Annotated in this window: 23 protein-coding genes; 6 read left to right on the top strand and 17 right to left on the bottom strand. The window is 73.1% G+C overall.

Translation table 11 applies throughout. From position 1 onward, the window contains the following. Positions 1–75: 75 nt before the first annotated feature. The 7 genes from ABGB11_RS32965 to ABGB11_RS32935 all read right to left on the bottom strand — a co-directional run bounded on the left by ABGB11_RS32965 (position 76) and on the right by ABGB11_RS32935 (position 8,377). On the bottom strand, positions 76–1,629 hold the full coding sequence (locus tag ABGB11_RS32965) for a tannase/feruloyl esterase family alpha/beta hydrolase (protein WP_347639346.1): 1,554 nt from the start codon (positions 1,627–1,629) through the stop codon (positions 76–78). 92 nt (positions 1,630–1,721) lie between these two features. After that, positions 1,722–2,531, bottom strand: a complete 810-nt coding sequence (locus tag ABGB11_RS32960; protein WP_347639344.1) for an SDR family NAD(P)-dependent oxidoreductase — start codon at positions 2,529–2,531, stop codon at positions 1,722–1,724. Between the two features lie 8 nt (positions 2,532–2,539). After that, positions 2,540–4,096 (bottom strand): AMP-binding protein, encoded by a 1,557-nt coding sequence (locus tag ABGB11_RS32955; RefSeq protein ID WP_347639342.1) that lies wholly within the window; start codon positions 4,094–4,096, stop codon positions 2,540–2,542. A 1-nt stretch (position 4,097) separates the two neighbouring features. Then, entirely contained in the window at positions 4,098–5,339 is a 1,242-nt protein-coding gene (locus tag ABGB11_RS32950; protein ID WP_347639340.1) for a thiolase family protein, read from the bottom strand. 31 nt (positions 5,340–5,370) lie between these two features. Next, complete coding sequence (locus ABGB11_RS32945; protein WP_347639338.1) at positions 5,371–6,657, bottom strand: MFS transporter; 1,287 nt, start codon at positions 6,655–6,657, stop codon at positions 5,371–5,373. A 148-nt stretch (positions 6,658–6,805) separates the two neighbouring features. Then, entirely contained in the window at positions 6,806–7,960 is a 1,155-nt protein-coding gene (locus ABGB11_RS32940; RefSeq protein WP_347639336.1) for a helix-turn-helix domain-containing protein, read from the bottom strand. Positions 7,961–8,131: 171 nt separating this feature from the next. Further along, positions 8,132–8,377, bottom strand: coding sequence for a hypothetical protein (locus ABGB11_RS32935; protein ID WP_347639334.1), 246 nt, complete (start codon positions 8,375–8,377; stop codon positions 8,132–8,134). 125 nt (positions 8,378–8,502) lie between these two features. On the opposite strand from ABGB11_RS32935, the gene ABGB11_RS32930 reads away from it, so the two are divergent. Beyond that, entirely contained in the window at positions 8,503–8,952 is a 450-nt protein-coding gene (locus ABGB11_RS32930; RefSeq protein ID WP_347639332.1) for a YdeI/OmpD-associated family protein, read from the top strand. Here ABGB11_RS32930 and ABGB11_RS32925 read toward each other — a convergent pair. Both ABGB11_RS32925 and ABGB11_RS32920 read right to left on the bottom strand, forming a co-directional pair. Then, the gene (locus ABGB11_RS32925) at positions 8,921–10,315 is read right to left on the bottom strand and encodes a HAMP domain-containing sensor histidine kinase (protein ID WP_347639330.1); all 1,395 of its coding nucleotides are present in this window, start codon (positions 10,313–10,315) and stop codon (positions 8,921–8,923) included. The genes ABGB11_RS32930 and ABGB11_RS32925 overlap by 32 nt on opposite strands. Further along, the gene (locus ABGB11_RS32920; protein WP_347639328.1) at positions 10,312–10,998 is read right to left on the bottom strand and encodes a response regulator transcription factor; all 687 of its coding nucleotides are present in this window, start codon (positions 10,996–10,998) and stop codon (positions 10,312–10,314) included. Before ABGB11_RS32920 ends, ABGB11_RS32925 begins: the two co-directional genes overlap by 4 nt. A gap of 27 nt (positions 10,999–11,025) precedes the next feature. Here ABGB11_RS32920 and ABGB11_RS32915 point away from each other — a divergent pair, with 27 nt between their 5' ends. Together ABGB11_RS32915 and ABGB11_RS32910 are read left to right on the top strand one after the other, a co-directional pair. Beyond that, a complete protein-coding gene (locus tag ABGB11_RS32915) occupies positions 11,026–11,550 on the top strand; it encodes a hypothetical protein (protein ID WP_347639326.1) in 525 nt (174 codons plus the stop codon). A 123-nt stretch (positions 11,551–11,673) separates the two neighbouring features. Continuing rightward, the gene (locus ABGB11_RS32910; RefSeq protein WP_347639324.1) at positions 11,674–13,005 is read left to right on the top strand and encodes an MFS transporter; all 1,332 of its coding nucleotides are present in this window, start codon (positions 11,674–11,676) and stop codon (positions 13,003–13,005) included. Here the strand turns inward: ABGB11_RS32910 and ABGB11_RS32905 are convergent. Next, positions 12,989–13,621, bottom strand: a complete 633-nt coding sequence (locus ABGB11_RS32905; RefSeq protein ID WP_347639322.1) for a PaaI family thioesterase — start codon at positions 13,619–13,621, stop codon at positions 12,989–12,991. The genes ABGB11_RS32910 and ABGB11_RS32905 overlap by 17 nt on opposite strands. Before the next feature lie 121 nt (positions 13,622–13,742). Next, the gene (locus ABGB11_RS32900) at positions 13,743–15,179 is read right to left on the bottom strand and encodes a serine/threonine-protein kinase (RefSeq protein ID WP_347639320.1); all 1,437 of its coding nucleotides are present in this window, start codon (positions 15,177–15,179) and stop codon (positions 13,743–13,745) included. A 103-nt stretch (positions 15,180–15,282) separates the two neighbouring features. On the opposite strand from ABGB11_RS32900, the gene ABGB11_RS32895 reads away from it, so the two are divergent. Continuing rightward, positions 15,283–15,831: a DUF4870 domain-containing protein gene (locus tag ABGB11_RS32895; protein ID WP_347639318.1), complete on the top strand. Its 549-nt coding sequence runs from the start codon at positions 15,283–15,285 to the stop codon at positions 15,829–15,831. A 45-nt stretch (positions 15,832–15,876) separates the two neighbouring features. On the opposite strand, the gene ABGB11_RS32890 is transcribed toward ABGB11_RS32895, so the two are convergent. The 3 genes from ABGB11_RS32890 to ABGB11_RS32880 all read right to left on the bottom strand — a co-directional run bounded on the left by ABGB11_RS32890 (position 15,877) and on the right by ABGB11_RS32880 (position 18,248). Then, on the bottom strand, positions 15,877–16,701 hold the full coding sequence (locus ABGB11_RS32890; RefSeq protein WP_347639316.1) for an LLM class F420-dependent oxidoreductase: 825 nt from the start codon (positions 16,699–16,701) through the stop codon (positions 15,877–15,879). Between the two features lie 69 nt (positions 16,702–16,770). After that, positions 16,771–17,520 (bottom strand): hypothetical protein, encoded by a 750-nt coding sequence (locus tag ABGB11_RS32885; protein WP_347639314.1) that lies wholly within the window; start codon positions 17,518–17,520, stop codon positions 16,771–16,773. 38 nt (positions 17,521–17,558) lie between these two features. Next, entirely contained in the window at positions 17,559–18,248 is a 690-nt protein-coding gene (locus tag ABGB11_RS32880) for a cyclase family protein (protein WP_347639312.1), read from the bottom strand. Positions 18,249–18,293: 45 nt separating this feature from the next. On the opposite strand from ABGB11_RS32880, the gene ABGB11_RS32875 reads away from it, so the two are divergent. Beyond that, positions 18,294–19,121: a HipA family kinase gene (locus ABGB11_RS32875; RefSeq protein ID WP_347639310.1), complete on the top strand. Its 828-nt coding sequence runs from the start codon at positions 18,294–18,296 to the stop codon at positions 19,119–19,121. An 11-nt stretch (positions 19,122–19,132) separates the two neighbouring features. Then, the gene (locus ABGB11_RS32870) at positions 19,133–19,537 is read left to right on the top strand and encodes a DUF3037 domain-containing protein (protein WP_347639308.1); all 405 of its coding nucleotides are present in this window, start codon (positions 19,133–19,135) and stop codon (positions 19,535–19,537) included. 18 nt (positions 19,538–19,555) lie between these two features. On the opposite strand, the gene ABGB11_RS32865 is transcribed toward ABGB11_RS32870, so the two are convergent. The 3 genes from ABGB11_RS32865 to ABGB11_RS32855 form a co-directional block, all read right to left on the bottom strand. Next, positions 19,556–20,464 carry a hypothetical protein gene (locus tag ABGB11_RS32865; RefSeq protein ID WP_347639306.1) on the bottom strand — a complete coding sequence of 303 codons (909 nt, stop codon included), beginning with the start codon at positions 20,462–20,464 and terminating at the stop codon, positions 19,556–19,558. 120 nt (positions 20,465–20,584) lie between these two features. After that, on the bottom strand, positions 20,585–21,511 hold the full coding sequence (locus ABGB11_RS32860; RefSeq protein ID WP_347639304.1) for a hypothetical protein: 927 nt from the start codon (positions 21,509–21,511) through the stop codon (positions 20,585–20,587). A gap of 77 nt (positions 21,512–21,588) precedes the next feature. Continuing rightward, entirely contained in the window at positions 21,589–22,431 is an 843-nt protein-coding gene (locus ABGB11_RS32855; protein WP_347639448.1) for a GNAT family N-acetyltransferase, read from the bottom strand. Positions 22,432–22,450 lie beyond the last annotated feature (19 nt).

The raw sequence follows: 22,450 nt of genomic DNA, 5'->3' as shown, positions 1-22,450 counted from the left end.
ACGGTTCCGTCTTCTCCGAACGCCGTGCCACCGGTCGGGTCGCCCCGGGGATGACGGCGTTTCGGGCTCATCGGATCATTTCTTGGGCTCGCATTCTAGTGTTCTGCCATTCCAGTGGCACCATTTCTGGTAGCCCGATCGCAGAGGAGCACCTAGCCAGGGGTAGGTGTCGTCTGGCGGGTTTTTCGGCATGACGCCCTTGAAGTTGGCGGCGTCGTCGATGCTCCCGGTTCCCGTGTACTTCGCTTGCATCGGGTAGGGGTAGACGGGTCGGGTGCGCTTCTGACCTTCCCTGGTGTCGGCTGCGATGATCTGGTGCGGAGAGGTTCCCTTCTCCACCCAGTCGTAGAGTGGGTTGAAGAGGTCGAATTTGTGAGGGCCGTGGCCGCTCGCGCAGTGGTAGACGCCTGGGAACAGGAAGAGCCGCGCGAATTCCTGGGTTGCCTTCAAGCCGCCCATTCGTTCGGTGACGGCGTGGTAGTAGGCGATGGTGCTCTGAGCGGGAATGCCGGGGTCCGCCCAGCCGTGCCAGAGGATGAGCTTGCCGCCGCGGTCGCGGTAGCGGGTGAGGTCGGGGTCGGCGGAGTCGTAGATGCCGCTCATGCGGCGGAGCTTCTTGAAGGTCGTGATGTCGAACCGGTGGTCGTCCAGGGTGAAAGAGGAAGGTGGGTTGGTCCAGGACGACATGTATTTCAGGTAGTTGAGGCCGAGTGTGCCCAGGATGCTGGTCTTGCCGGCGGGGGCGATCACGTAGTCGCGCCAGGCCGCCTCGGAGCCCAAGGGCAGGCCCGAGGGGTAGAGCCGACGGCCCTTGCGGTCGACCGGTCCCCCGTAGAGCTTGCGGACGACGTCCACCTCTTCCGCAGTGAGGCAGTCCTGCTGCGTCCTTGTGCAGCGAAGGGCGGCCGGGTCGAAGCGGCAGTTCCGCGGATCGTCGATGAGACCGTCCTTGAGCCCGTCTGCTGGGTCGCAGGCGGCCATGACCTCTCTGTGGAGGAACGGCAGCTTGTCGGGGTCGAGGATCTGGCGGCCGTCGGCGCCCTTGTTGACCCGGGCGTTCCATGGGAGCAGTTCACCGGATAGGGCGGTGAGCATGTTGCTGGGGGCGCCGGCGATGATGCCGTCGAAGTCGTCCGGGAAACGCTGGGCCTCCATGAGGGCCTGCCGTCCGCCGTTGGAACACCCGTTGAAGTAGGAGTACCTGGGGGCCTGCCCGTAATAGGCCTTGATGATGGCCTTGGAGGCGAGTGCGATGACGTGCTCGGACCTGTAGCCGAAGTCGACGCGCAGTTGCGGGTCCGAGTGCGCCCACAGGCCGTCCGTGGAACCGGCGCCGGTATGGCCGCCTCCGCCGGACGCGATGGCGGTCCCGCCGTCATCGGGAGGCGCGCATCCGCCGGGCAGATGCTGCATGGGGTCGTCCGGCTGCACCGTGCCGCAGAGGCCCCCGCAACCCAGTTGGAGGTAGCGCCCGTTCCAGGAGCCGGTCGGCAACCGAAGCTCGAACTCCACCTGTGGCGAGACGTAGCCCTTGATCAGGCAGTGCTCTTCGGGGATGGCGCTGATGATCCTTGTGGGGGCGTCCCGCAGGCCTGAGAGGTCGAGGGTTTCGAGACGCTCGCAGGCCATCTTCGGCGAGGGTGAGGCCGCGGAGTGGGCTGCGGGGAACTGTGACGCTCCCATCAGCAGGCACATTCCGAGGAGCGCTCCGAGGCGTAGTTTCACTGGTTCGCGAACCCGAGGGAGATGCCGCCGTCGACCAGGAGCTCGATGCCCGTGATGTAGCGGGAGCGGTCGCTCGCCAGGAACAGTGCGGCGTTGGCCACGTCCCAGGCGGTGCCCATGTGCCCCATCGGGACCTGGGAGTCGCGCTTGGCCCACATCGCCTCGACGTCGTCGGCACGGTAGGCGTCCGCCAGGTTCGCGGTCGCCTCGACCATCGGGGTCTTCATCAGGCCGGGCAGGACGGCGTTGACCCGGACCCGCCGGTCCGCGAACTCCGCGGCGGTGGTGCGGGTCAGGTGGTTGAGCGCCCCCTTGCTCGCGTAGTAGGTGGCATAGGGCACGCCGGTCCACCGGATGCCCGCGACCGAGGAGATGTTGACGACCGATCCGCCGCCCTGGTCGACCATGGCCGGGATCACGTGCTTCATCGTGAAGAACGCTCCCTTGAGGTTGATCGCGAACACGCGGTCCCATTCGGTCTCGTCGAGGTCGGTGACCCCGCCGACGGCGGCGATCCCGACGTTGTTGTCGAGGACGTCGATCCGCCCGTGCCGGGCCAGCACGTCCGCGACGACCTGCCGGACCTGCGCCTCCGAGGTGACGTCCAGGGGCACCGCCTCGCAGGTTCCCCCCTCCGTCCGGATCAGCTCGCAGGTCTCCTCGGCGGACTCCTGACTCCGGTCGGCGCAGATCACCGTGGCGCCCTCGCGGGCGAACAGGACCGCGGTGGCCCGCCCGTTGCCGGTGCCGGGGCCACTCGAACCGGCCCCGACGACGAGTGCGACCTTGTCCTTGAGCTCGTTCATGGTTCTCCTCAGATCACGCGGGTCCGGTTCGCCCAGAAGGGGGCGCGGACGTCCTTCTTCAGGACCTTGCCGTTGGCGCTTCGGGGCAGTTCGTCGACGAACAGCACGCGCTTGGGGGTGCGCACCGGTCCGAGCCGCTCCCGGCACAGGGCCTTCAGCTCCTCCTCGGTGACGTCCTTGCCCTGGCCGGTCTCGACCACGGCCGTCACCGCCTCGCCCCAGTCCTCGTGGGGAACGCCGACGACCGCGCAGTCCCGTACCGCCGGATGCGACCAGATGACCTGCTCGACCTCGCCGGGGTAGACGTTGAACCCGCCGGTGATGATCAGGTCCTTCTTTCGGTCGGTGAGGTGGAGGTAGCCCTCGGCGTCCAGATGCCCCAGGTCACCGGTGTGCAGCCATCCGTCGACGATGGTCTCGGCGGTCAGCTCGGGGTTCTTGTAGTACCCCTTCATCACCAGGTCGCCGCGCACGCAGATCTCGCCGGTCTCCCCCGGGCCGACCTCCTCGCGGGTGTCGGGGTCGAGGATCGCCACGGTCGCCATGGGGTACGGGCGCCCGCATGAGGCGAGCCGGCCGTCCGGTGCGGGCATGCCGTCGACGAGGTGCTCCTCCGGACGCATGAAGGTCACCGCGGCGGGCGCCTCCATCTGCCCGTAGCACTCGATGAAGACGGGTCCCAGGCGCTCGATGCCCTGCCGGAGCTTCTCCAGGGACATCGGGGCCGCCGCGTAGACGAGGTACCGCAGCGAGGACGTGTCCACCTCGCGGTTCTCCAGCGCGTCCAGCAGGCGGTAGATCACGGTCGGGGGCAGGAACAGGTCGGTCACCCCGTGGCGCTCGATCGCGTCGAGGACGTCGTCCGGCGCCGCCCGCGGGATGATCACCACCGTGCCGCCCCGCGCGGAGGCCTGGAGGCTGAGCAGGCCGGCCGTGTGGGTCAGCGGCGCGGCCGCCAGGTTCACGATCGGCTCGCCGGGGGCGTGGGTGAGCGCCATCATCTGGTGCGTCACCATCACGGAGAGGCTGCGGTGGGTGTTCATCACCCCCTTGGGGAGCCCGGTCGTGCCGCCGGTCGGGGCGACCGCGACCACGTCGTCCATCGCGTAGGGGACGCGGGGCTTCGTCGCCGGCCGGGTGGCGACCAGGTCCATCAGGACGGGGTCCTCCGTACCGGAGCCGAGCGCCACGAAGTGCCCGACGCCGGTCAGGTACGGCTTCATCTCGGCGACCACCGGCGCCAGGTCGGCGTGGTAGACGAGCACCTCGACGTCGAACCGGTTGAGCAGCTCGATGTTGTCGGCGACGGGCGTGCCCGGGTTCAGCGGCACCCAGGCGCCGCCGCTGCGCCAGATGCCGAGGACGCACAGCCACGCCGACGGCGCGTTCGGGGAGAGCACCGCCACCGTGGTCTCGCGCCGGACCCCGAGGTCGATGAGCAGGTGCGCGATGCGGCAGGACAGCTCGCCGGCCCCCGCGAACGTCCAGGTCTCGTCTCCCATCCGGTAGGCGGTGCCGGTCGGGTTGGCGGCCCATCCCCGGTCGAAGAAGTCGATGATCGCCATGTCAGCCCTTCCCCAGAATCGTGACCGCGGTGACCGCTTCCTCACCGCGGTGGAACCCGCCGCCGTTCTCCGCGAGCGCGACGCGCGCCCTCTCCACCTGCCGCGCACCCGCCTCGCCGCGGACCTGCTGGACCAGTTCGAAGATCTGACCGAGCCCGGTCGCCGCCAGCGGGTGTCCCTTGGACTGGAGGCCGCCCGACGGGTTCACCGGGACGCGTCCCCCGAGCGCGGTCACGCCCGCCTCGGCGGCGGGACCGCCGCCGCCCGCCGGGACCAGGCCCAGCAGCTCGGTCTGCAGGATCTCGGCGAAGGCGGTGGCGTCGTGCACCTCGGCGACGGACACGTCCTCCGGCCCGACCCCCGCCGCCTGGTAGGCACGCTCGGCCACCCGCGCTCCGATGTGCCCGTCGAACGAGGTGACGTCCCGGTCGGTCCCCGTGCCGACGACGGCGGCCAGCACCTTGACCGGACGGGTGGCGCGCAGCCGCCGCAGGCCCTGCGCATTGCACAGCACCGCCGCGGCGCCTCCGTCGGTGACCGGTGCGCACATCGGAACCGTCAGCGGGTAGGACAGCCGCCTGGCGGCGAGGACCTCCTCCACTGACAAGGCCGTCCGGTAGTGGGCCCGCCGGTTCTCGGCCGCGTGCCGGTGGTTCTTCGCCGACACCGCGGCGATCTGCCGCTGGGTGGTGCCGTGCAGCCGCATGTGGTTGCGGGCCATCGCGGCGTAGATGTCCATGAAGATCGAGCGGCGCCCGAGATCCGGTTCGTCGACGTCCCCGCCGAGCAGCGTGAGGGTCCGGTCGAGCCCCTCCCGGTCGGAGACGTCGTAGGCGCCGTCGAACACCGCCATGGTGCGCTCGGGATCCCCGATGCTCATCTTCTCCACGCCCACGGCCAGCGCGACGTCGGACGCCCCGGAGCGGATCTGCGACACCGCGAGCGAGAAGGCCGAAGCACCGGTGGCGCAGGCGTTCTCGACGTTGTACACGGGGATCCGCTGGACGCCCATCTCCCGTAGGGCGATCTGACCCGCGACCATGTGCTGGTTCCCCAGCGGTCCCTGGGTCGTCGTGCCGAACAGGGCGACGTCGATGTCGCCGGTCTCGGCGCCTGCGTCGGCAAGGGCGTCGGAGACCGCCGAACATGCGAGGTCTTTGAACGAGCGGTCGGCATGGACGCCGAAGGGAGTCATTCCCACACCGGCGACCCACACGGTTTCTGACATGGCGGTCGAACTCACGCTTCCTCTTTCACTCGTCAGGTCTGCCGGATCACTTCAGGGGCTTCCGGGCGGTCTCCGGAAGCGCGAGGTAGACGAGCGTGCTCCCCAGCGCGATGAGCGCGATGTACCAGGGGAACCAGGTGGCCCGTCCCTGGTCGACCAGCCAGGTGGCGACGTACGGGCCGGTTCCGCCGAACAGCGCGACGGACACGGCGTAGGGCAGGCCGATCCCGGCGCTGCGGAACCGGGCGGGGAAGAGCTCGGCGGCGACCGCGCTCGAGATGGACGACCAGCAGGCCAGGAAGGTCAGGCCGATGAGCTGCACGGCCAGCATGCTGCGGAACGAGCCGTCCAGCAGGCCGAGCATCGGCACGGTCGCCACGGCGAAGAAGACGCCGAAGACCAGCAGCATCGGGCGCCTGCCCACCCGGTCGGACACGACGCCCAGGATCGGCTGGAGCAGGAGGAACCAGGTCAGCGCGATCGCGCCGGAGGTCAGGCCGAGCTTGGGGTCGAAGTCGACGGTCAGCGAGGCGTAGGTGGGCAGGTAGGCCGTCCACACGTAGAACGTGAGCCCCGGGGCCGCGGTGAGCCCGAACACCAGCAGGGACTGCTTGGGGTACCGGACGAGGAAGTCGAAGAAGCCGCGACGCCCCCGTCCCGGCCGGTCGGTCGTCTCCTCGTCGAGGGTCTCGTGGGCGTGCCGTCGCACCAGCAGCCCGGCCAGCGCGGCCACGGAGCCGAGGAGGAACGGGATGCGCCAGCCCCAGCCGGTCATCTGCGAGTTGCTGAGCAGGTTCGCCAGCAGCGCACTGATCCCGATCGCGGCGAGGTTGGCCGACGTGGCGCTGATGTAGAAGAAGCTGGAGAAGAAGCCCCGCCGGTGGTCGGGCGCCGACTCGATGACGAAGGAGGACGCGGCGGCATACTCACCGCCCGCCGACAGGCCCTGGATCAGCCGGGCCAGCAGCAGGATGGCGGGCGCCGCGATCCCCGCCTGCGCGTAGGTCGGAGCGACCGCGATCAGCAGGCTGCCCGCCCCCATGCCGATGATCGTCATGCTCAGCGCCCGCTTGCGGCCGTAGCGGTCGGCGAGGCCGCCGATCACCAGGCCGCCGAGGGGACGCATGAAGAAGCCGACGGCGAAGATGGCCAGCGTGGAGAGCAGGGGGGTGAGGCTCTCGTCGGTGGACTTCGGGAAGAACTGCCCGGCGAAGTACACCGCCAGCATCGAGTAGACGTACCAGTCGAACCACTCGACGGCGTTGCCGACGGCGCCGATCACCAGTTGCCTGGTGCGGCGGATGGCGGTCGGCTGCTGTGTCAGCGTCGTCATCCAAAACTCCCATGGTCAGCGGTCCGCGTGGGGCACCGGACGGCTCGTCCCTCCGAACCCGGACTGGAACTGAGCACAAGGATGTGACCGCCGCGATCGCCTGACCATGGGTGACGCCCCAACGCTCGGGGGCGCCGGTTGTGGCGGGCTACAACGCGTCGAGGTCGTCCGGCCGCAGTCCCGCGAGCAGCCAGGCGAGCTCGACGAGCGTGTCGCTCTCCTCCAGGGAGCAGGACGCGATCTCCTCGAACCGGCGCAGCCGGTAGCGCAGGGTGTTGTGGTGCACGTGGAGGGCGGCCGCCGCGGCGGGGATGTTGCGGCGGTGGCGCAGGTAGCCGTCGAGCGCCTCGACGACGACCCGGCCGAACTCGCCGTGGCCGCGCAGCGGGGCGAGGTACCGGTCGCGGAGGACCTGGGTGACCTCGGGGCACTGGGCCACGCCGAGCCGCCAGGTGACGGACTCCAGGCTGTGCACGCCCGCGCGCAGCGGCCGGCGCACGGCGGCCAGGACGCGGGTGGCGATGTCGAACGACTCCCGCGCCTCGCTCAGCGGCCGTGCCGGGCCCATCGCGACGACGCCCTGCTGGATCTCGGACGGCACGCGCCTGACCAGCCCGACGACCTCGCCCCCCGACTGGATCACGAGATCGCCCGCACCGGGCTGTGCCGCGAGCCGCTCGATCTCGCGCCGCAGCACCAGTGGCGACACGGTGTCGAGAGGAACCCCCCGCAGCGCGTACAGGTGCGACTCGCGATGCAAGCCGTAGGCGACCACCCCCTGGTGGAGCTCCGTGGACGGGAGCCCCAGGGTGAGCACGCGCATGACCCAGTCGGTTCGGCGCTGCTGGTCGGCGACCGCGGCGGCGATGTCGTGCTGGCGGTAGACGACGGCCACCCGTGCGGAGAACGTGTCGCCGAGCCGCCAGAGCAGGGAGGACAGAGCGACCACGTCCGCCGGTTCGACCCCGTGGCAGGGGGCCACGTCCACCAGATGGGCCTGGATGCTCGTCAGGACGACCCGGAAGCCGCGCATGATGTCCTCGATCGGGACGCCCTGCTCCAGCCGCTCCAGCGTGGACACCTCGGCCTCGGAGATCTCCTCCGCGGTGGGCACCCGCCCGGTGCTGATCGTGCGGGCGGCCAGCCCGAGGTTCCGCTTCACACTCGCGATCAGCGACTCGTGCGGCACGGGGGCGTACGAGGGGATCTCCTCGCACACCCGGGCGATGATCTGCTCGACCAGCCCCTCCTCGGGTGCCAACGCGCCGACCAGCGCCTCCATGGTGGCCTCACGTGCCTGCACTGCCCTTCACCCCCTCGGTGTCCTCCGAGAGGTACAACATGCAGGCCCGGACCCACCAGTCCGGGTGCCGGTCAGCCGGCGAAGGCGCGGGTGAAGGCGAGCGGCTCCTGGTCGATGCTGCCGCAGGTGGGGTCGGCCTGCGGCTTCGGGCCGCCAGGGCACGGCCGGCCTTCAGATCGGGGTGCTTCTTCTCGACGTCTCCACCAGGTCGAACGGCGGGGAGAGGCTGCCGTCGACGTAGGGCGCGAACTCGGGGCCGGTGCTCGCGACCCGGACGACCTGGACCTGGTACGAGGTGGGCGCGGTGGGCTCGTACCCGCTGGCGATGAAGCCGGCGACGGCGATGACCACGGCGACGATGAGTCCGACGACGCCGATCACCCCGGCGGCGACGTACTGCGGGCGGGGGCGCTTCATGGCGATCAAGCTAGGGCCGCGCCCGGGCGGCACCTCCGGATTTAAGGCGGACTTAATCCCGTTCTATGTCGATTCGGTCGCCGGTCGTTCGACGCGTTGCCGAAGCGCACCGGAGAGGAGTCATCATGAGGTTTCGCGCGACGCTGGAGCTGGGCGGGAAGACGGCGACCGGGCTGGAGGTGCCCGGCGAGGTCGTGGAGGAGCTCGGCGGTGGACGGCGGCCCGCCGTGACGGTCACGATCAACGGGCACGCGTACCGGTCGACCGTGACGCCCAGGGGCGGCCGGTACATGCTGCCCGTCAGCGCGGAGAACCGGCGGGCCGCGGGGATCGCCGCGGGCGACGACGTCGACGTGGACATCGCGCTCGACACCGCGCCGCGCGAGGTGACCGTCCCGGACGACCTCGCGGAGGCCCTGGCGGCGGACGCCGGGGCACGGCGGTTCTTCGAGGGCCTGTCCTACAGCAAGCGGCAGTGGTTCGTCCTGTCGGTCGAGGGCGCGAAGAAGCCGGAGACGCGCCGGCGCCGGGTCGAGCAGGCCGTCACGATGCTCCGGGAGGGACGGAGCCGCTAGCACGGGAGCGGCGCGGCTGGGTGCGGGAGTGGCGGCGGCGGCCCACCAGGCGGCGGGAGCGGCGGGCGGGCGGCAGCCACTTCGTGCGGAACCACATCTGGACCTGGGCGCCGCCGAGGACGCTGCGGTGGATGCGCAGGTAGCCGCCCGTCGACTCGGCGGCGCGGCGGGCGATGTCCAGGCCGAGGCCGGTGGAGCCGCCGCCGCTGCTGCCGCGCTTGAGCGCGGCGTCCGGGTCGCTGATGCCGGGTCCGCCGTCGGCGACGAGGATGCCGGTGACGCCCTGCCCCTGGTGCAGGGTGACGACGAAGCCGGTGCCCTCGGCGGTGTGCCGGAAGATGTTGCCGAGCAGCGCGTCGACGGCGGCGGCCAGCTCGGTGCCCGGGATGGGCAGCGGCGCCGGCCCCTCGGCGCCGATCAGCTCGCAGGAGCGCCCCTCGTCCTCGGCGAGGACGGACCAGAACGCGACGCGGTCGCGCAGCACCTTGGAGGCGTCGCAGCTGCCCCGCCCGGTCGGCCGCCGGACCGTCCGGATGATCTGGTCCACCTCGCGCTCGATGCGGTCGACGGCCTCCCGGGTCTGGTCGGCGACGGGCCCGTCCCCGAGCGCCTCGGCGTTGAGGCGCAGCGCGGCGAGCGGCGTGCGGAGCCGGTGCGACAGGTCGGCGGCCATCTCCCGCTCGGCCGACAGCAGCTGCACGACGTGGTCGGCCATCGCGTTGAACGCCAGGCCCGCCTCGATCAGCTCGGGCGGCCCGTCCGGCTCGATCCGCACCGACAGCTCCCCGTCCCCGAACTCGCCCGCCGCCTCGGCGAGCCGCCGGGTGGAGCGGATCATGCGGGCGCCGAGCCGGTCGGCGACCGCGACCGACCCCGCGACGAGCGCGGCGGCGACGGTCGTCATGACCAGCCACGCCTTCCACACGCCGCGGGACAGGTCGTCGTCGGGCAGGAACACCTCGACGACCGCGGTCCGGCCCGCGTCCAGCGACACCGGCTGCAGCAGCGCGTACCCGCCGTTCACGCGGGCGGTGTAGGAGCGCCCGCGGCGCCCGGCCTCGGTGAGCTGCTCGGGCGCCGCGCTGAAGTCGCCGTGCGTGTTCTTCGGGACGAGCCCGCCGTCGGGCATGTGCACGGTCATCCGGCCCGCCGCGCCGGCCTGGGTGCTCGCCACGGCGCGTTCGAGGGCGGCCGGGTCCTCGGTGACGACGAGCACCGGCCCGAGCGCGCTGGCCTGCCGCTCGGCGGTGGTCAGCGCCCGGTCGCGGGCGATCTCCCGCACGGTGAGCGCGAGCGGGATCAGGAACGCCAGCGCGACCATCGAGGTGACCGCCAGCGAGACGAGGACGAGTGTCTTCCTCATGACCGCGGATCGGGTTCGGCCAGCCTGACCCCGACGCCGCGCACCGTGTGGAGGTAGCGGGGGGCGGCGGCGGTCTCGCCGAGCTTGCGGCGCAGCCAGGACAGGTGGACGTCGATGGTCTGGTCGTCGCCGTAGGCCTGCCGCCACACCTCCGCGAGCAGCTCGCGCCGCGCCACGACCCGGCCGGGACGGGCCGCGAGGTAGGCCAGCAGGTCGAACTCGCGCCGGGTCAGCTCCAGCGGCTTGCCGTCCAGCATCGCCTCCCGCCGGTCCAGGTCGATGTGCAGGCCGCCGACGCTCAGCTCCGCGGTCGGCCCGGACCGCGCGGACCGGCGCAGCACCGCGGCGAGCCGCGCGCTGAGATGCTCGATCGAGAACGGCTTGATGAGGTAGTCGTCCGCTCCGGCGTTCAGCAACCGGACGATCTCGGGCTCGTCGTCCCGTGCCGTCGCGATGATGACCGGGACGTCGGAGATGCCGCGCAGCATCTTCAGCACCTCGGCGCCGTCGAGGTCGGGCAGCCCGAGGTCGAGCACGACGACGTCGGGCGGCGCCTGGGTGACCTCGCGCAGCGCGTCCATCGCGGTCCCGACGCTGCGTACGACGTGGGACCGCACGCTCAGCTCCCTGATCAAGGCGGTCCGGACATTCGCGTCATCCTCGACCACCAGAACACTCGCCATGGCGGAACCGTATGCCACCATGTGCCCATGCGTCGCGCGATGTCGTATGTTGCCCCGTGGGCGGGGGTGACCGCGCTCGCGGTCGCGCTGTCCTGGCTGGGGGTTCGCGGCGTCGTGCGCGGAGCGGTGTCGGAGCGGTCGGCGCCGCCGCCGATGGCCGGCCCGGTCATCCACTCCAGCCCGTCGACGCCGCCGGGCCCGACCAGCATCGGGTCGCCGACCGCGCGGCCCGGCCCGGGGACGGGCGAGGACAAGGGGCCCAGGCCGTCCAAGAGCCCGAAGGCGCCGGCCGGCGGCCCCACGGGCACGCCCACCTCCCCGAAACCGCGCGACAACGTGCGCAGCTTCGCGACGCGCGGCGGGCGCGCCGCGACGGCCATCGAGAAGGACCGGGTGCGGCTCGTGTCGGCGACGCCGAACCCCGGCTACGAGACGCGCGTGACGCAGGCCGAGGGCTGGCTGCGGGTCGACTTCCTCTCCGACAAGCACACCTCGTCGGTCGTCGCGTCCTGGTACGGGCACGACCCGGCGGTCAAGGTCTACGAATACTGACCGCGCGACCAGCAGATTGTAGACAGTCGGCCGGAAAGCGGTTTCGGGCGCCGAGGCGGCGGGAAACAGTCGGGCACGTTCACCAGAGCCGGCGGGGGCGGCCACCGAGAAAAGAGCTCCCCCATGGTCCTGGATCCCGGAGAGGCGGGACGCGCCCGGGCCGCCGGCCCCGGCGAGCGCCGCGCGCAGGTCCGCAAGGCCGCCGCCGCGAGCGTCATCGGCACGTCCATCGAGTGGTACGACTTCTTCCTCTACAACACGGCCGCCGCGATCGTCTTCAAGGACGTCTTCTTCCCCGAGTCGAGCGACTACGCCGGCACCCTCTCGGCGTTCGCGACGTACGCGGTCGGGTTCGCGGCCCGGCCGGTCGGCGCCGCGATCTTCGGGCACTGGGGCGACCGGCTCGGCCGGAAGGCGACGCTGATCGTCACGCTGGTGCTGATGGGCGTGTCGAGCGCGCTGATCGGCCTCCTCCCGGGGACGGGGACGATCGGCTGGGCGGCGCCCGTCCTGCTCGTCCTGCTGCGGATCCTCCAGGGCATCGCGGTCGGCGGCGAGTGGAGCGGCTCGGTGCTGCTGTCCATGGAGTGGGGCGACCGGAACCGGCGCGGGCTGATGGCGAGCCTGCCGCAGCTCGGCGTCCCGATCGGGCTCATCCTCGGCACCGGCATGATGACGACGATCGCGCTGTCGGCGGAGGACGCGTTCAAGGACTGGGCGTGGCGCATCCCGTTCCTGTTCAGCGTCGTCCTGGTCGCGATCGGGCTGTGGGTGCGGATCCGGGTGATGGAGACGCCGCTGTTCGCCGAGGTCGTCGAGCGGAACGAGGTCGCCCGCGTCCCGGTGGCCGAGGTGGTCAAGCGGCACCCGCGGGAGATCCTGCTGAGCGCGCTGCTGCGCTGCTCGGAGCAGATGCCCTTCTACCTGTTCACCTCGTTCGCCCTCACCTACGTCCACGAGGACCTCGGCAAGGCGCAGGGGCTCGCGCTGAGCGCGGTGACGGCGGCGGCGGTCCTGGAGCTGTTCACGATCCCGGCCGCCGGGCACCTCGGCGACCGGATCGGCCCGCGCCGGGTGTACGCGGCCGGCTCGATCTGCGTCGCGCTCTTCGCGTTCCCGTACTTCGCGCTGCTCAACACCGGGGTCGCGGCACTGATCGTCGTCGCGGTCGTGGTGGCGCAGATCCCGCACGCCGTCCAGTACGGGCCGCAGGCGTCGCTGATCGCCTCGACGTTCCCGACCCGGCTGCGCTACGGCGGCGCGGGCATCGGCTACCAGCTCGCCTCGGTGTTCGCGGGCGGCCCGGCGCCGCTGCTGGCCACCTGGCTGCTGCACGACTTCGGCTGGCAGGCGATCTCGATCAGCATGATCGTGGCGTCGGCGCTGACGCTGACCGCGCTCGGCCTGCTGCCCGCGCCCGCCGAGGAGCGCGTCAAGGTCAGTACGGCGAAGTGACGAACCGCTGCGGCATGATGAACATCGCGGTCGCCTCGACCGTGACGCGGCCGTCCGGGGCGCTGATCGCCCCGGACGCGTAGACCTTGCGGCCCTCGACCCGGCTCGCCTTCGCCTCCACCCGGAGCGGGACGCCGAGCGGGGTCGGGCGCCGGTAGCGGGTCTCCAGGGTCGCGGTCATGCCGGGCGTGCCGGAGGCGGCCGCCGCCATCCCGAGGGCCTGGTCGAGCACCATCGCCGAGACGCCGCCGTGCACGTACGACGGCGGCCCCTCGTACAGGTGCCCGAGGGTGAACTCGCCGCGGACGATGCCGCCGGAGCCGACCGTGAGGACGACCGGCGGGGCGATGGGATTGGCCGTCCCCGTCACGGGGTTGGCGATCTGGCGGTCCATCGTGCGCTCGCCGGGCGGGACGAACGGCGGCGCGTCCCGGCGCTCGGCGGTGAGGCGCGCGGTCAGCGCCGCGACCTCGCCGGCGATCGCGGCGGCCTGCGCGGCGCCCGCGCGGGTGAGGACGGCGGCCTCGGCCAGCTCGCGGACGCGGGCGGCGAGTTCCGCGAGCGCCGCGGCCTCGTCGTCCCCCAGCTCGGGCCGCTCCGTCGGGATCGCGCTCACTCCAGCCTCCTCGCGGGGACGCCCCCGGACATCGCCCCATGGATCGAATCAGATTCTAGAACGTGCGCGCGGCCGGACCGGCCGCCGGGTCCCGGTCAGCGGCATTGCGTTCCGCGGCCCCTCAGGAGCGCGACAGCGGACCCACGACCGTCCACGCGCGGCCGCCCGACCGGCCCACGTAGCGGAACATCAGCCGGTCCCCTCCGGCCTCCGGGGTGAGCGTGACCGTCCCGGTGTCCACGCATCGCTGCGTGCCGAAGGTGATCCGCTCGCGGAACCTCAGCGCGCCTCCCGACTCGCCCAGGTAGGTCTCGGTCCCCGTGCAGTTCTGCTCCGGATAGGCGATCCTGCCCGCGGCGCCGCCCGCGGGGAGCACGAGCCTCGCGGAGAAGACCTTCCCGTCGTTCTGCGTCAGCCGGCCCGTCCACGCCCCGGCGTACCGCTGCGGGATGCCGTTCTCCGGCTCAGAGGTGCCGGGGGACGGAGACGGCGTGCTCTCCGGCTGCGTCGTGCCGGACGTGGCGGCCAGCGGCCGTCCGCTCGCGCCCGGCCCTCCCCCGTCCTCCCCGCCGTCCCCGCGGGACAGCGCGAGCACCGTCACCACGACGGCGGCCGACACCGCGACCACGGCCGCCGACACCGCGACCACGCCGGTGACCGGCCGCCGCCGATCCTGCGGTGCGGGCGGGACGGGCGGCGGCGCCGTCCGCGTCCCGGTGGAACCGGGCGGGACGGGTGCTCGCTCCGCGTCGCCGAGCAGCGCGCGCAGCACCTCCGACGCCGTCGGGCGCGCCGCCGGGTCCTTGGCCAGGCAGCGGGCGGCGAGGTCCCGCAGCGGCCCGGTCAGCTCGCCGAGGTCCGGCTCGCCGTGCATGATCCGGCCGACCATCGCCGGCATGGTGTCGGCGGCGAACGGCAGCCGCCCGGACGAGGCGAACACCATCGTGCCCGCCCACGCGAACACGTCGGCGGCGGGCCCGGCGCGCAGCCCCTCCAGTTGCTCGGGCGCCATGTAGGCCGGCGTGCCGATCGCCCCGCCGGAGGTGATCGTCCCGGTGTCCAGGGCGCGGGCGACGCCGAAGTCGATCACGCGCGGCCCGTCCGGCCCGAGCAGCACGTTGTGCGGCTTGAAGTCGCGGTGCACGACGCCCGCCCGGTGGATCGCCACGAGCGCCGTCGCGGTGCCGACCGCGAGCCGCTCCAGTGCCCCGCCCGCCCGCGGCCCCTCGGTCGTCACGACCCGGTGCAGCGACGGCCCGTCGACGAACTCGCTCACGATGTAGGGGCGGTCACCCGCCACGTCGGCGTCCAGGATCGCGGCCGTGCAGAACTCCGCGACGCGCTTGGCCGTCTCCAGCTCGCGCAGGAACCGCGACCGCGCCTCGGTCTCGGGGCCGAAGCCGCCGTTCAGCAGCTTGACCGCGACCCGCCCGTGCGCGCCGCGCCCGTCCTCGCCGAGGAAGACCACGCCCTGGCCGCCCTCGCCGAGCCGGCCGAGCAGCCGGTACGGGCCGAGCCGCTCGGGGTCTCCGGGACGCAGGGTGCCCGCCGCCGACATGTACGCCTCCCGTTTCGGCGAGACCCGCGTCGGCGAGCCCGGTTCCTATAGATTCCTGCAGTATCTCCCACAGAGCCATGCGCAGAGGACCCGAGGAACACACGTGTCGGACCAGCCCCCGCCGCCGCCTCCCGAGCAGCCGCCGCCCTACCCCGGTGCCTACGGCGGGCCACCTGGGCCTCCTCCCGGGCAGCCGCCGGGCCCGCCGCCGCCCGGAACGCCGCCCGGCGGCGGCTACGACCCGCGCTACGGGTACGGTCCCCCGGGCGTGCCGTACGGCACGGCCGGCCCCGCCCCCGGCGAGGAGACGACCTGGGCGATCTTCGCCTACGTCGGCAACGTCCTGATCGGCTTCCTGCCGCCGCTGGTCATCTACCTGTGGAAGAAGAACCTCTCGCCCTTCACCCGGTTCCACGCGGCGCAGTCGATGAACTACCAGCTCACCATGCTGATCCATCTGGTGGCGGTGGCGGCGGTCTGCGTGCCGCCGGCCATCCTGCTGGACGCGCCCGCGTTCCTCGCCCTGTTCATCCTCCCGTACCTGGAGCTGCTGTTCGGCGGGTGGGTGTTCCTCATCCTGGGCGCGGTGAAGGCCGGCAAGGGCCAGTACTACCGGTTCCCGACCTTCTTCTGCTTCCGCATGATCCGCTAGAGCCGCTGCGAGGTCGCAGGGACGGGCTCACAGGGCCGGGAGGGCTCACAGATACGAGCGGGCGTACTCGTCCAGGACCGGCAGGACGGTGTCGCGGTCGCCGCCGGTGACCCGCAGCACGACCTCCTCGATCCCGAGCGAGGCGTAGTAGGCGAGCTTCTCCGGGGTGGGCAGCGTCCCGAACGGGATGACCGGCACGGGGTCCCGCCCCGCCTCCGCGCAGGCGCGGCGCAGGGCGGGCAGCGCCTCGCGGATGCCTGCGCCGCCGATCGGCAGCCATCCGTCCCCGTACTCGGCGAGGTGCGCGAACAGCGTGGGCCCGGCCGCGCCGCCGAGGAGCACGGGGATCCGGCGGGACGGCTTGGGCCACGACCAGCTCGCGTCGAAGCGCACGAACTCGCCCGCGAAGGACGCCTCGTCGTCCGTCCACAGGGCCCGCATGGCGAGGACGTGCTCGCGCGCCACGGCCCGCCGCCGCTTCCAGGGGACGCCGTGGTCGGCGCCCTCCTCGGCGTTCCATCCGTAGCCGACGCCGAGCGCGACCCGGCCCGGCGCGAGCCGGTCGAGGGTGGCGACGGCCTTGGCCGTGACGATCGGGTCGCGCTGCGCGGGCAGCAGGATGCCGGTGCCGAGCGTGATCCGCTCGGTGGCGACGGCCGCGGCGGCGAGCGAGACCAGCGGGTCGAGCGTGCGGGCGTACTCCTCGGGCAGGCTCTCGGCGCCCGTCGGCGGCGCGGTCTCGCGGGCCACCGGGATGTGGGTGTGCTCGGGGACGTAGAGCGAGGCGAACCCGCGGCCCTCCGCCTCCGCCGCCAGCTCGTGCGGAGCCATCGTCCGGTCGGTGGCGAACATCGTGATTCCGAGCCGCATGCCGCTCCTCTCCCAGGGGTCGCGGGGCACCCTACGGCGCGGCCCGCCGGATGGTCGCGGCGGTCTCGCTCAGCGGCCGAACGCGCACACGGCCACCGTCGCGTCGTCGTGGATCTTGGTCCGCGGCCACCGGGCGGCCCGCGGGTCGGTCCGCTCGGCCTCCCGCGTCCGCCCGATCAGGCCGGCGGGCCCCGGGTCCACCGCCAGCGCGGCCAGGCCGGCCCAGTCGGTGGCGCCGAACATGTCGGCGAGCCGAGTCGCGCCGTCGGTCAGCAGCACCGCGCGGCTCAGCTCGGCCGCCGGGACGGTGCCGGCGATCGCGGCGTCGGCGACGGCGGGATCGGCGGCGGCGTAGTGCCGGCCACCGGTGATCTCCCGCACCCCGTCCCCTCCCTCCAGCAGGACGGTCGAGTCGGCGAGCACCAGGTAGTCGACCAGTTCGCCGCGCAGCCGCAGCGCCAGCACGGTCGCCGCCGGTGTCGTGGGGACGCGCAGATCGCAGCTCAGCCGGTGGGCGGCGGCCACGTCCGCGATCGCGCCGGCGAGGCGCGCCACCAGCGGGCGCGTGCCGGGACGGTGCGCGCCCTCGGGCGGGCCCACCGGCGAGCCGGCCGGCGGTCCGAGGCCGTCCAGCATCCGCGCGAGCAGCCGGGTGCCGAGCGACCGCGCGTACCAGGCGGTCCCGTGCACGCACCCGAGGTCGGTGCCGAGCGGCAGCCCGCACCCGTCGAGGACCACGACCGCTCCCGCCGCCGCGGCCACGAAGTCCTCGTTGGGCCGCTCGGGGCTCCCCTGATCCGTCGCCCATTCCACCCGCACGCGTTCCCGCCCTCCGTCGCCCGGGTCCCAGTATGGGGTCAGGCTCGGCCGGGTGCGGCGCGGCCGCCGACGCGGGCCACGGCCCGGACGGGGGCGCCGTCCGCCCCCGCGAGCGCGAGGGGGAAGAGCGAGACCTCGATCGCGCGGCCCGCGGCCCGGGCGTCGATGAGGCGCTCCAGGCCGGTGAGGTTCTCCGCGATCACGGCGCCCGCCCCGCAGAGCACCCGGTGGGCCGCCAGGGAGAAGTCGTCGGAGCCGGGCGGCGGGGTGCGGTCGACGCTGAGGGCGTCGATGCCGACCGTCCGGACCCCGGCGGCGGCGATCGCCTCCGCGGTCTCCGGCGAGAGAAAGGGATGGGCCAGGTAGCCGCCGGTCCCCCAGTGCTCCGGCCAGCCGGTCGCGATGAGCAGGACGTCACCGGGAGCGAGGCCGGGCGGGACGGCGTCCGGCGGTATCGCCGTGCGGGGCGGCAGCCCCCGGACGTCCATCACCACCGCCGGGCCCGTGAAGCGCTCCAGCGGCAGCTCGTCCAGTTTCGGCAGCGTGTCGTCGATGTGGAAAGGAGCGTCCACGTGGGTGCCGGTCTGCGAGCCCATGTGCAGGCGCAGGACGTTCACTCCCGCGTCGGCGACGGTGAGCGCCGGCACGGCCTCCACCTCCGGGTCTCCCGGATAGACCGGCATGCCCGACACGACCGGGACCGAGAGGTCGACCAGCTCAACGCCCATGAAACCGATTATCCCGGCCGGAGGCCCACCCGGTAGCGTTGCGCCGTGTTGCCACATGTGACCGCCATCCGATACGTGACGCCGCTGCGCGAGGGCGGTTCGCTGCCGGGCGTCGTCGAGGCCGACGATCTCGGCACCTACGTGATGAAGTTCCACGGGGCCGGGCAGGGGCGCAAGGCGCTGATCGCCGAGGTGATCGCCGGCGAGCTGGCGCGCGGGCTCGGCCTGCGGGTGCCCGACCAGGTGCTCATCGACCTCGACCCGGCGATCGGGCGGCACGAGCCCGACCCCGACGTGCAGGACCTCCTCAAGGCCAGCCCCGGCTGGAACCTCGGCGTCGACTTCCTCCCGGGGTCGCTCGGCTTCGACCCGCTCGGCTGGACGCCCGACCCCGGCTTCGCGTCGCGGGTGCTGTGGTTCGACGCGTTCATCGGCAACGTGGACCGGAGCTGGCGCAACCCCAACATGCTCGTCTGGCACGGCGACGTGTGGCTCATCGACCACGGCGCGAGCCTCATCTTCCACCACGCGTGGACGAACGCGGCGCGGCTGTTCTCCGGCCCGTACGACGTCGACGACCACGTCCTCACCCCGTACGCGACCGCGCTGCGGGACGCCGAGGCCGAGCTCGCCCCGAAGATCACCGAGGGGCTGCTGCGCGAGGTGATCGAGCTGGTGCCCGACCGCTGGCTGGAGGGCGAGCCCGGCTTCGCCGGCCCGCGCGCCGTCCGGGACGCCTACCTCGACATCCTGCTCCCGCGGGCCGGCAAGCCGCGCGACTGGCTGCCCGACCCGGATATCGGCGGCCGCCGCCCGGACACCTCCGCGCGGCGCGGCCAGAACCGCCCCGACTGGCTCGGCGGTACCGCATGAGCCGCGACCGGGTGAGGACCAACATCAGGACGGCCGCCGAGCCGACGGTGTTCGAGTACGCCGCGCTGCGCGTCGTGCCGCGCGTCGAGCGGGGCGAGGCCATGAACGTGGGGGTGGTGGTGTACTGCCGCGCCCTCGACTACCTGGGGTGCCGCACGCACCTGGACGAGAGGCGCCTGCTCGCCCTGGACCCGGCGCTGAACCTCGACGGCGTCCGGGCCGCGCTCAAGGCCGTGGACGCGATCTGCCGCGGCGGCGAAGAAGCCGGCCAGGCGGCGGCGGAGGCGCCGGGCGCGCGGTTCCGCTGGCTCACCGCGCCGCGCAGCACGATCGTCCAGCCGGGGCCGGTGCACGCCGGCCTCACCGAGGATCCGGCCGCCGAGCTCGACCGGCTCCTCGACCTGCTCGTCAGGTAGCGGCGGGCCGGGCGCCGGTCACGTCCACTCCCAGCGGATGCCGTGGTACCCGGCGGCCATGCCGAACTCGATGAAGTGGACGCTGTGGTAGCTCGACAGGCGCAGGTCGGCGGTGTCCTTGAGCGCGGTGTGGCCGTCGGGCCGCCACGTCCGGTAGCAGCGGGCGGGCAGCGCCGCGGGATGGAACCGCACCTCGATGAGGTACTCGTGCTGGGGGGCGCGGAAGCCGCGCCCCTCCTCGGTCACCGGCGGGCCCGTCTCGTCGAACCCGAAGCCGAACTCCACCAGGTACGTCTCGCCGCGGCCGAGCGCCCGGTCGAAGAGCAGCTCGGCGGCGATCAGGCCGCTGGACTCGTCCATCCGGACCCGGCCGAACCGGCAGCCGCGCACGGTGCGGGACGACGGCAGGACGCCCTGCGGATGGTGGTAGACGGCGGTCCAGCGGTCGGCGCCGCGCTGCTGGGCCTGGAACACCGCGCGGACCCGCACCTCGCGCAGCTCGCGGCGGCGGCCGAGGATGTACTGGTCGTGCATGCTGAGGCCGGTGAGCTGCCGTTCGCCGCGGTCGCCGATCTCGTCGAGCAGGTCGCGCACGCCCGGCTCGGGGCACAGCTCCTCGACCGGCCGCCACGTGCCCGCGGGGCGCTCGGCCGTCGGCCGCAGCAGCGTCAGCAGCGAATGGCGCGGCAGTTCGAGGATGGTCTCCAGGCCGCGCACGGCGCGCAGCGAGTCGGCGCGCTCGGGTCTCGTCCGGCCGCGCTGCCAGTAGCTCAGCGTGGACAGGCTGACGGCGATGCCCTGCTCCTCCAGGCGGCGCCGCAGCGAGTCGAGACTCAGCCCGCGGGCCTGGATGGCGGCGTGAAGGGCGACGTTGAACGGACCGTAGTGGAGGACCTGTAGGAGATCGTCCTCTGCGACACTCTGCACTTTCCGGCCTCCGGATCGGCTCCGGCCGGCCCCCGCGCGACGGCCTTGACTCCTGCGATTGCTACCACCGCGCTCACTGTAAGGCCCCCGGGGCCGGTTGCCAACAGGTGAGCTGCGCCATCAGTGCCATTCCCATTCGATCCCGACGATGCCGCGCCGGACGGCGCCGACCGCGATGTTCGCGCTGCCGGACGTGCCGATCCACAGCTCGCCGAGCCGCCGCCGTGGGGCCGCGGAGGTCTCGGCGGTGAAGCCGTAGCAGCGCGCCGGGAGCCGGTCGCCGGCGAACTGGACGATCGCCACGTAGTCGTGGACGGGATGGGAGAACCGCCGGTCGTAGCTGTCGCACGGCGGCTGGGCGACCCGCCCGAGCTCGTACTCGACGACCGCGGTGTCGCCCGCCGACAGCACCCGGTCGAAGACCAGCTCGAACGCGACCAGCCCGCCCTCGGCGCGGACCCGGCCGGGCCGGCAGTACCGCAGGCCTCCGAGGCGGGCCGCGCCGTCGTCCGGCTCGTCCTCCGCGCGGGAGCGGTCCCCCGTCTGGTGGACGCAGACGACGCGGTCGACGTCGTCGCCCGCGGCGCGCAGGACGGTGCGCACCGACAGCGTCCAGCAGCGGCGGGCCTCGTCCAGCCGGTAGACGTCGTGGATGCTGAGCCGTTCGAGCCGGTGGTCGCCCGACCGGTCGAGCTGGCCGACGAGGCAGGCGTAGCGCTCCGGGTCGGACCACAGGTCATGGACCGTGCGGTCTCTCTCCCCGGTGCCGGCCCGGCCCGGCGCCGGTGCGGCGCGCACCCCGCGGACCGCCACGGCCTCGGCCGCCGGGTCGTCCAGCAGGTCGGTGAGGCCGCCGGGCGGCACCTGGAGGATCTCCTCCAGCGCGGCGACGACCGTGCGCGACCGCGGGCGGCTGCGGCCCCGCTGCCAGTAGCTGAGCGTGGCGACGCTGACCGTCAGGCCCTGGCTGCCGAGCCGGTGCCGGATCCGGTCGAGGGTCAGCCCGCTCGCCTGGACGGCCTGCCGCAACGCGCCGGCGAACTCCACGGCCGGATGGTACCCGCCCCGCAAGATCGATTCAGAGAACCGGGCAGATCAGGCACGCAGCGACAAATCAGAAGACATCAGAACAGGATCGAGGTGAACGAGCCCAGCTCGGTGAAGCCGACCCTCCGGTAGGCCGCCCGCGCCCGCGTGTTGTAGTCGTTGACGTACAGCGACACGGTCGGCGCGATGGTGCGCAGCGCCTCCCGCACCACCGCCGACATCCCGGTCTCCGACAGGCCCCGGCCGCGCAGGTCCGGCGGCACCCACACGCCCTGCACCTGGCAGGCCCGCGGGGTGACGGCGCCGACCTCGGCCTTGAACATGACGCGGCCGTCCTCGATGCGGGCGAACGCGCGGCCGTCGCGGATCAGCTCGGCGACGCGGGCGCGGTAGAGCACTCCCCCGTCGCCGGCGTTCGGCGACACCCCGACCTCCTCGGTGAACATCGCCACGCAGGCCGGGTAGACGATGTCGAACTCCTCCATCCGGACGCGCCGGACCCGCGGGTCGGCGGGCACGGCGGGGACCGCGGAGGTGGCCATCACCGGCTGGACGGCGCGGACGGCCCGGGCCGGCCCCCAGTAGGGCGCGAGGATCTCCCACAGGTCGCCGACCGCGTCCACGGGGCCCACGATGGACGAACAGCGCCGTCCCTGGGCCTGGGCCCGCTCGGCGAACGCGCGGACCGCCTCGGGGCCGGCCTCGACGGGGATGAGGTTCGCGCCGGAGTAGCACAGCGAGACGAGCCGCCCGTCGCGCAGGTAGCCCCACATCTGGGCGCCGAGCCGGCGCGGGTCGAGCCCCGCGGCGTGCACGCGGGAGCTGACGAACACGTTGGACACCGGGTCGGCGTCCAGGATCGCGAGGGCCTCCGCCCGGTGCCGGTCGTCCAGCACGCGCACCGGCATCGAGCCCAGCATGCGCACGGCTACCGGCCCC

The sequence above is a fragment of the Actinomadura sp. B10D3 genome, from assembly GCF_039871695.1.
Classification (GTDB): Bacteria; Actinomycetota; Actinomycetes; order Streptosporangiales; family Streptosporangiaceae; genus Spirillospora; species Spirillospora madurae.
The sequence above is the reverse complement of the archived record's forward strand: the minus strand, read 5'-3'. Positions and strand labels throughout refer to the sequence as shown.

Excerpts from the sequence above, each read along its gene's own strand:
- ABGB11_RS32965 (WP_347639346.1), bottom strand. The coding sequence starts at position 1,629 with ATGGCCTGCGAGCGTCTCGAAACCCTCGACCTCTCAGGCCTGCGGGAC.
- ABGB11_RS32960 (WP_347639344.1), bottom strand. The coding sequence starts at position 2,531 with ATGAACGAGCTCAAGGACAAGGTCGCACTCGTCGTCGGGGCCGGTTCG.
- ABGB11_RS32955 (WP_347639342.1), bottom strand. The coding sequence starts at position 4,096 with ATGGCGATCATCGACTTCTTCGACCGGGGATGGGCCGCCAACCCGACC.
- ABGB11_RS32945 (WP_347639338.1), bottom strand. The coding sequence starts at position 6,657 with ATGACGACGCTGACACAGCAGCCGACCGCCATCCGCCGCACCAGGCAA.
- ABGB11_RS32935 (WP_347639334.1), bottom strand. The coding sequence starts at position 8,377 with ATGAAGCGCCCCCGCCCGCAGTACGTCGCCGCCGGGGTGATCGGCGTC.
- ABGB11_RS32930 (WP_347639332.1), top strand. The coding sequence starts at position 8,503 with ATGAGGTTTCGCGCGACGCTGGAGCTGGGCGGGAAGACGGCGACCGGG.
- ABGB11_RS32925 (WP_347639330.1), bottom strand. The coding sequence starts at position 10,315 with ATGAGGAAGACACTCGTCCTCGTCTCGCTGGCGGTCACCTCGATGGTC.
- ABGB11_RS32920 (WP_347639328.1), bottom strand. The coding sequence starts at position 10,998 with ATGGCGAGTGTTCTGGTGGTCGAGGATGACGCGAATGTCCGGACCGCC.
- ABGB11_RS32915 (WP_347639326.1), top strand. The coding sequence starts at position 11,026 with ATGCGTCGCGCGATGTCGTATGTTGCCCCGTGGGCGGGGGTGACCGCG.
- ABGB11_RS32910 (WP_347639324.1), top strand. The coding sequence starts at position 11,674 with ATGGTCCTGGATCCCGGAGAGGCGGGACGCGCCCGGGCCGCCGGCCCC.
- ABGB11_RS32900 (WP_347639320.1), bottom strand. The coding sequence starts at position 15,179 with ATGTCGGCGGCGGGCACCCTGCGTCCCGGAGACCCCGAGCGGCTCGGC.
- ABGB11_RS32890 (WP_347639316.1), bottom strand. The coding sequence starts at position 16,701 with ATGCGGCTCGGAATCACGATGTTCGCCACCGACCGGACGATGGCTCCG.
- ABGB11_RS32880 (WP_347639312.1), bottom strand. The coding sequence starts at position 18,248 with ATGGGCGTTGAGCTGGTCGACCTCTCGGTCCCGGTCGTGTCGGGCATG.
- ABGB11_RS32855 (WP_347639448.1), bottom strand. The coding sequence starts at position 22,431 with ATGCTGGGCTCGATGCCGGTGCGCGTGCTGGACGACCGGCACCGGGCG.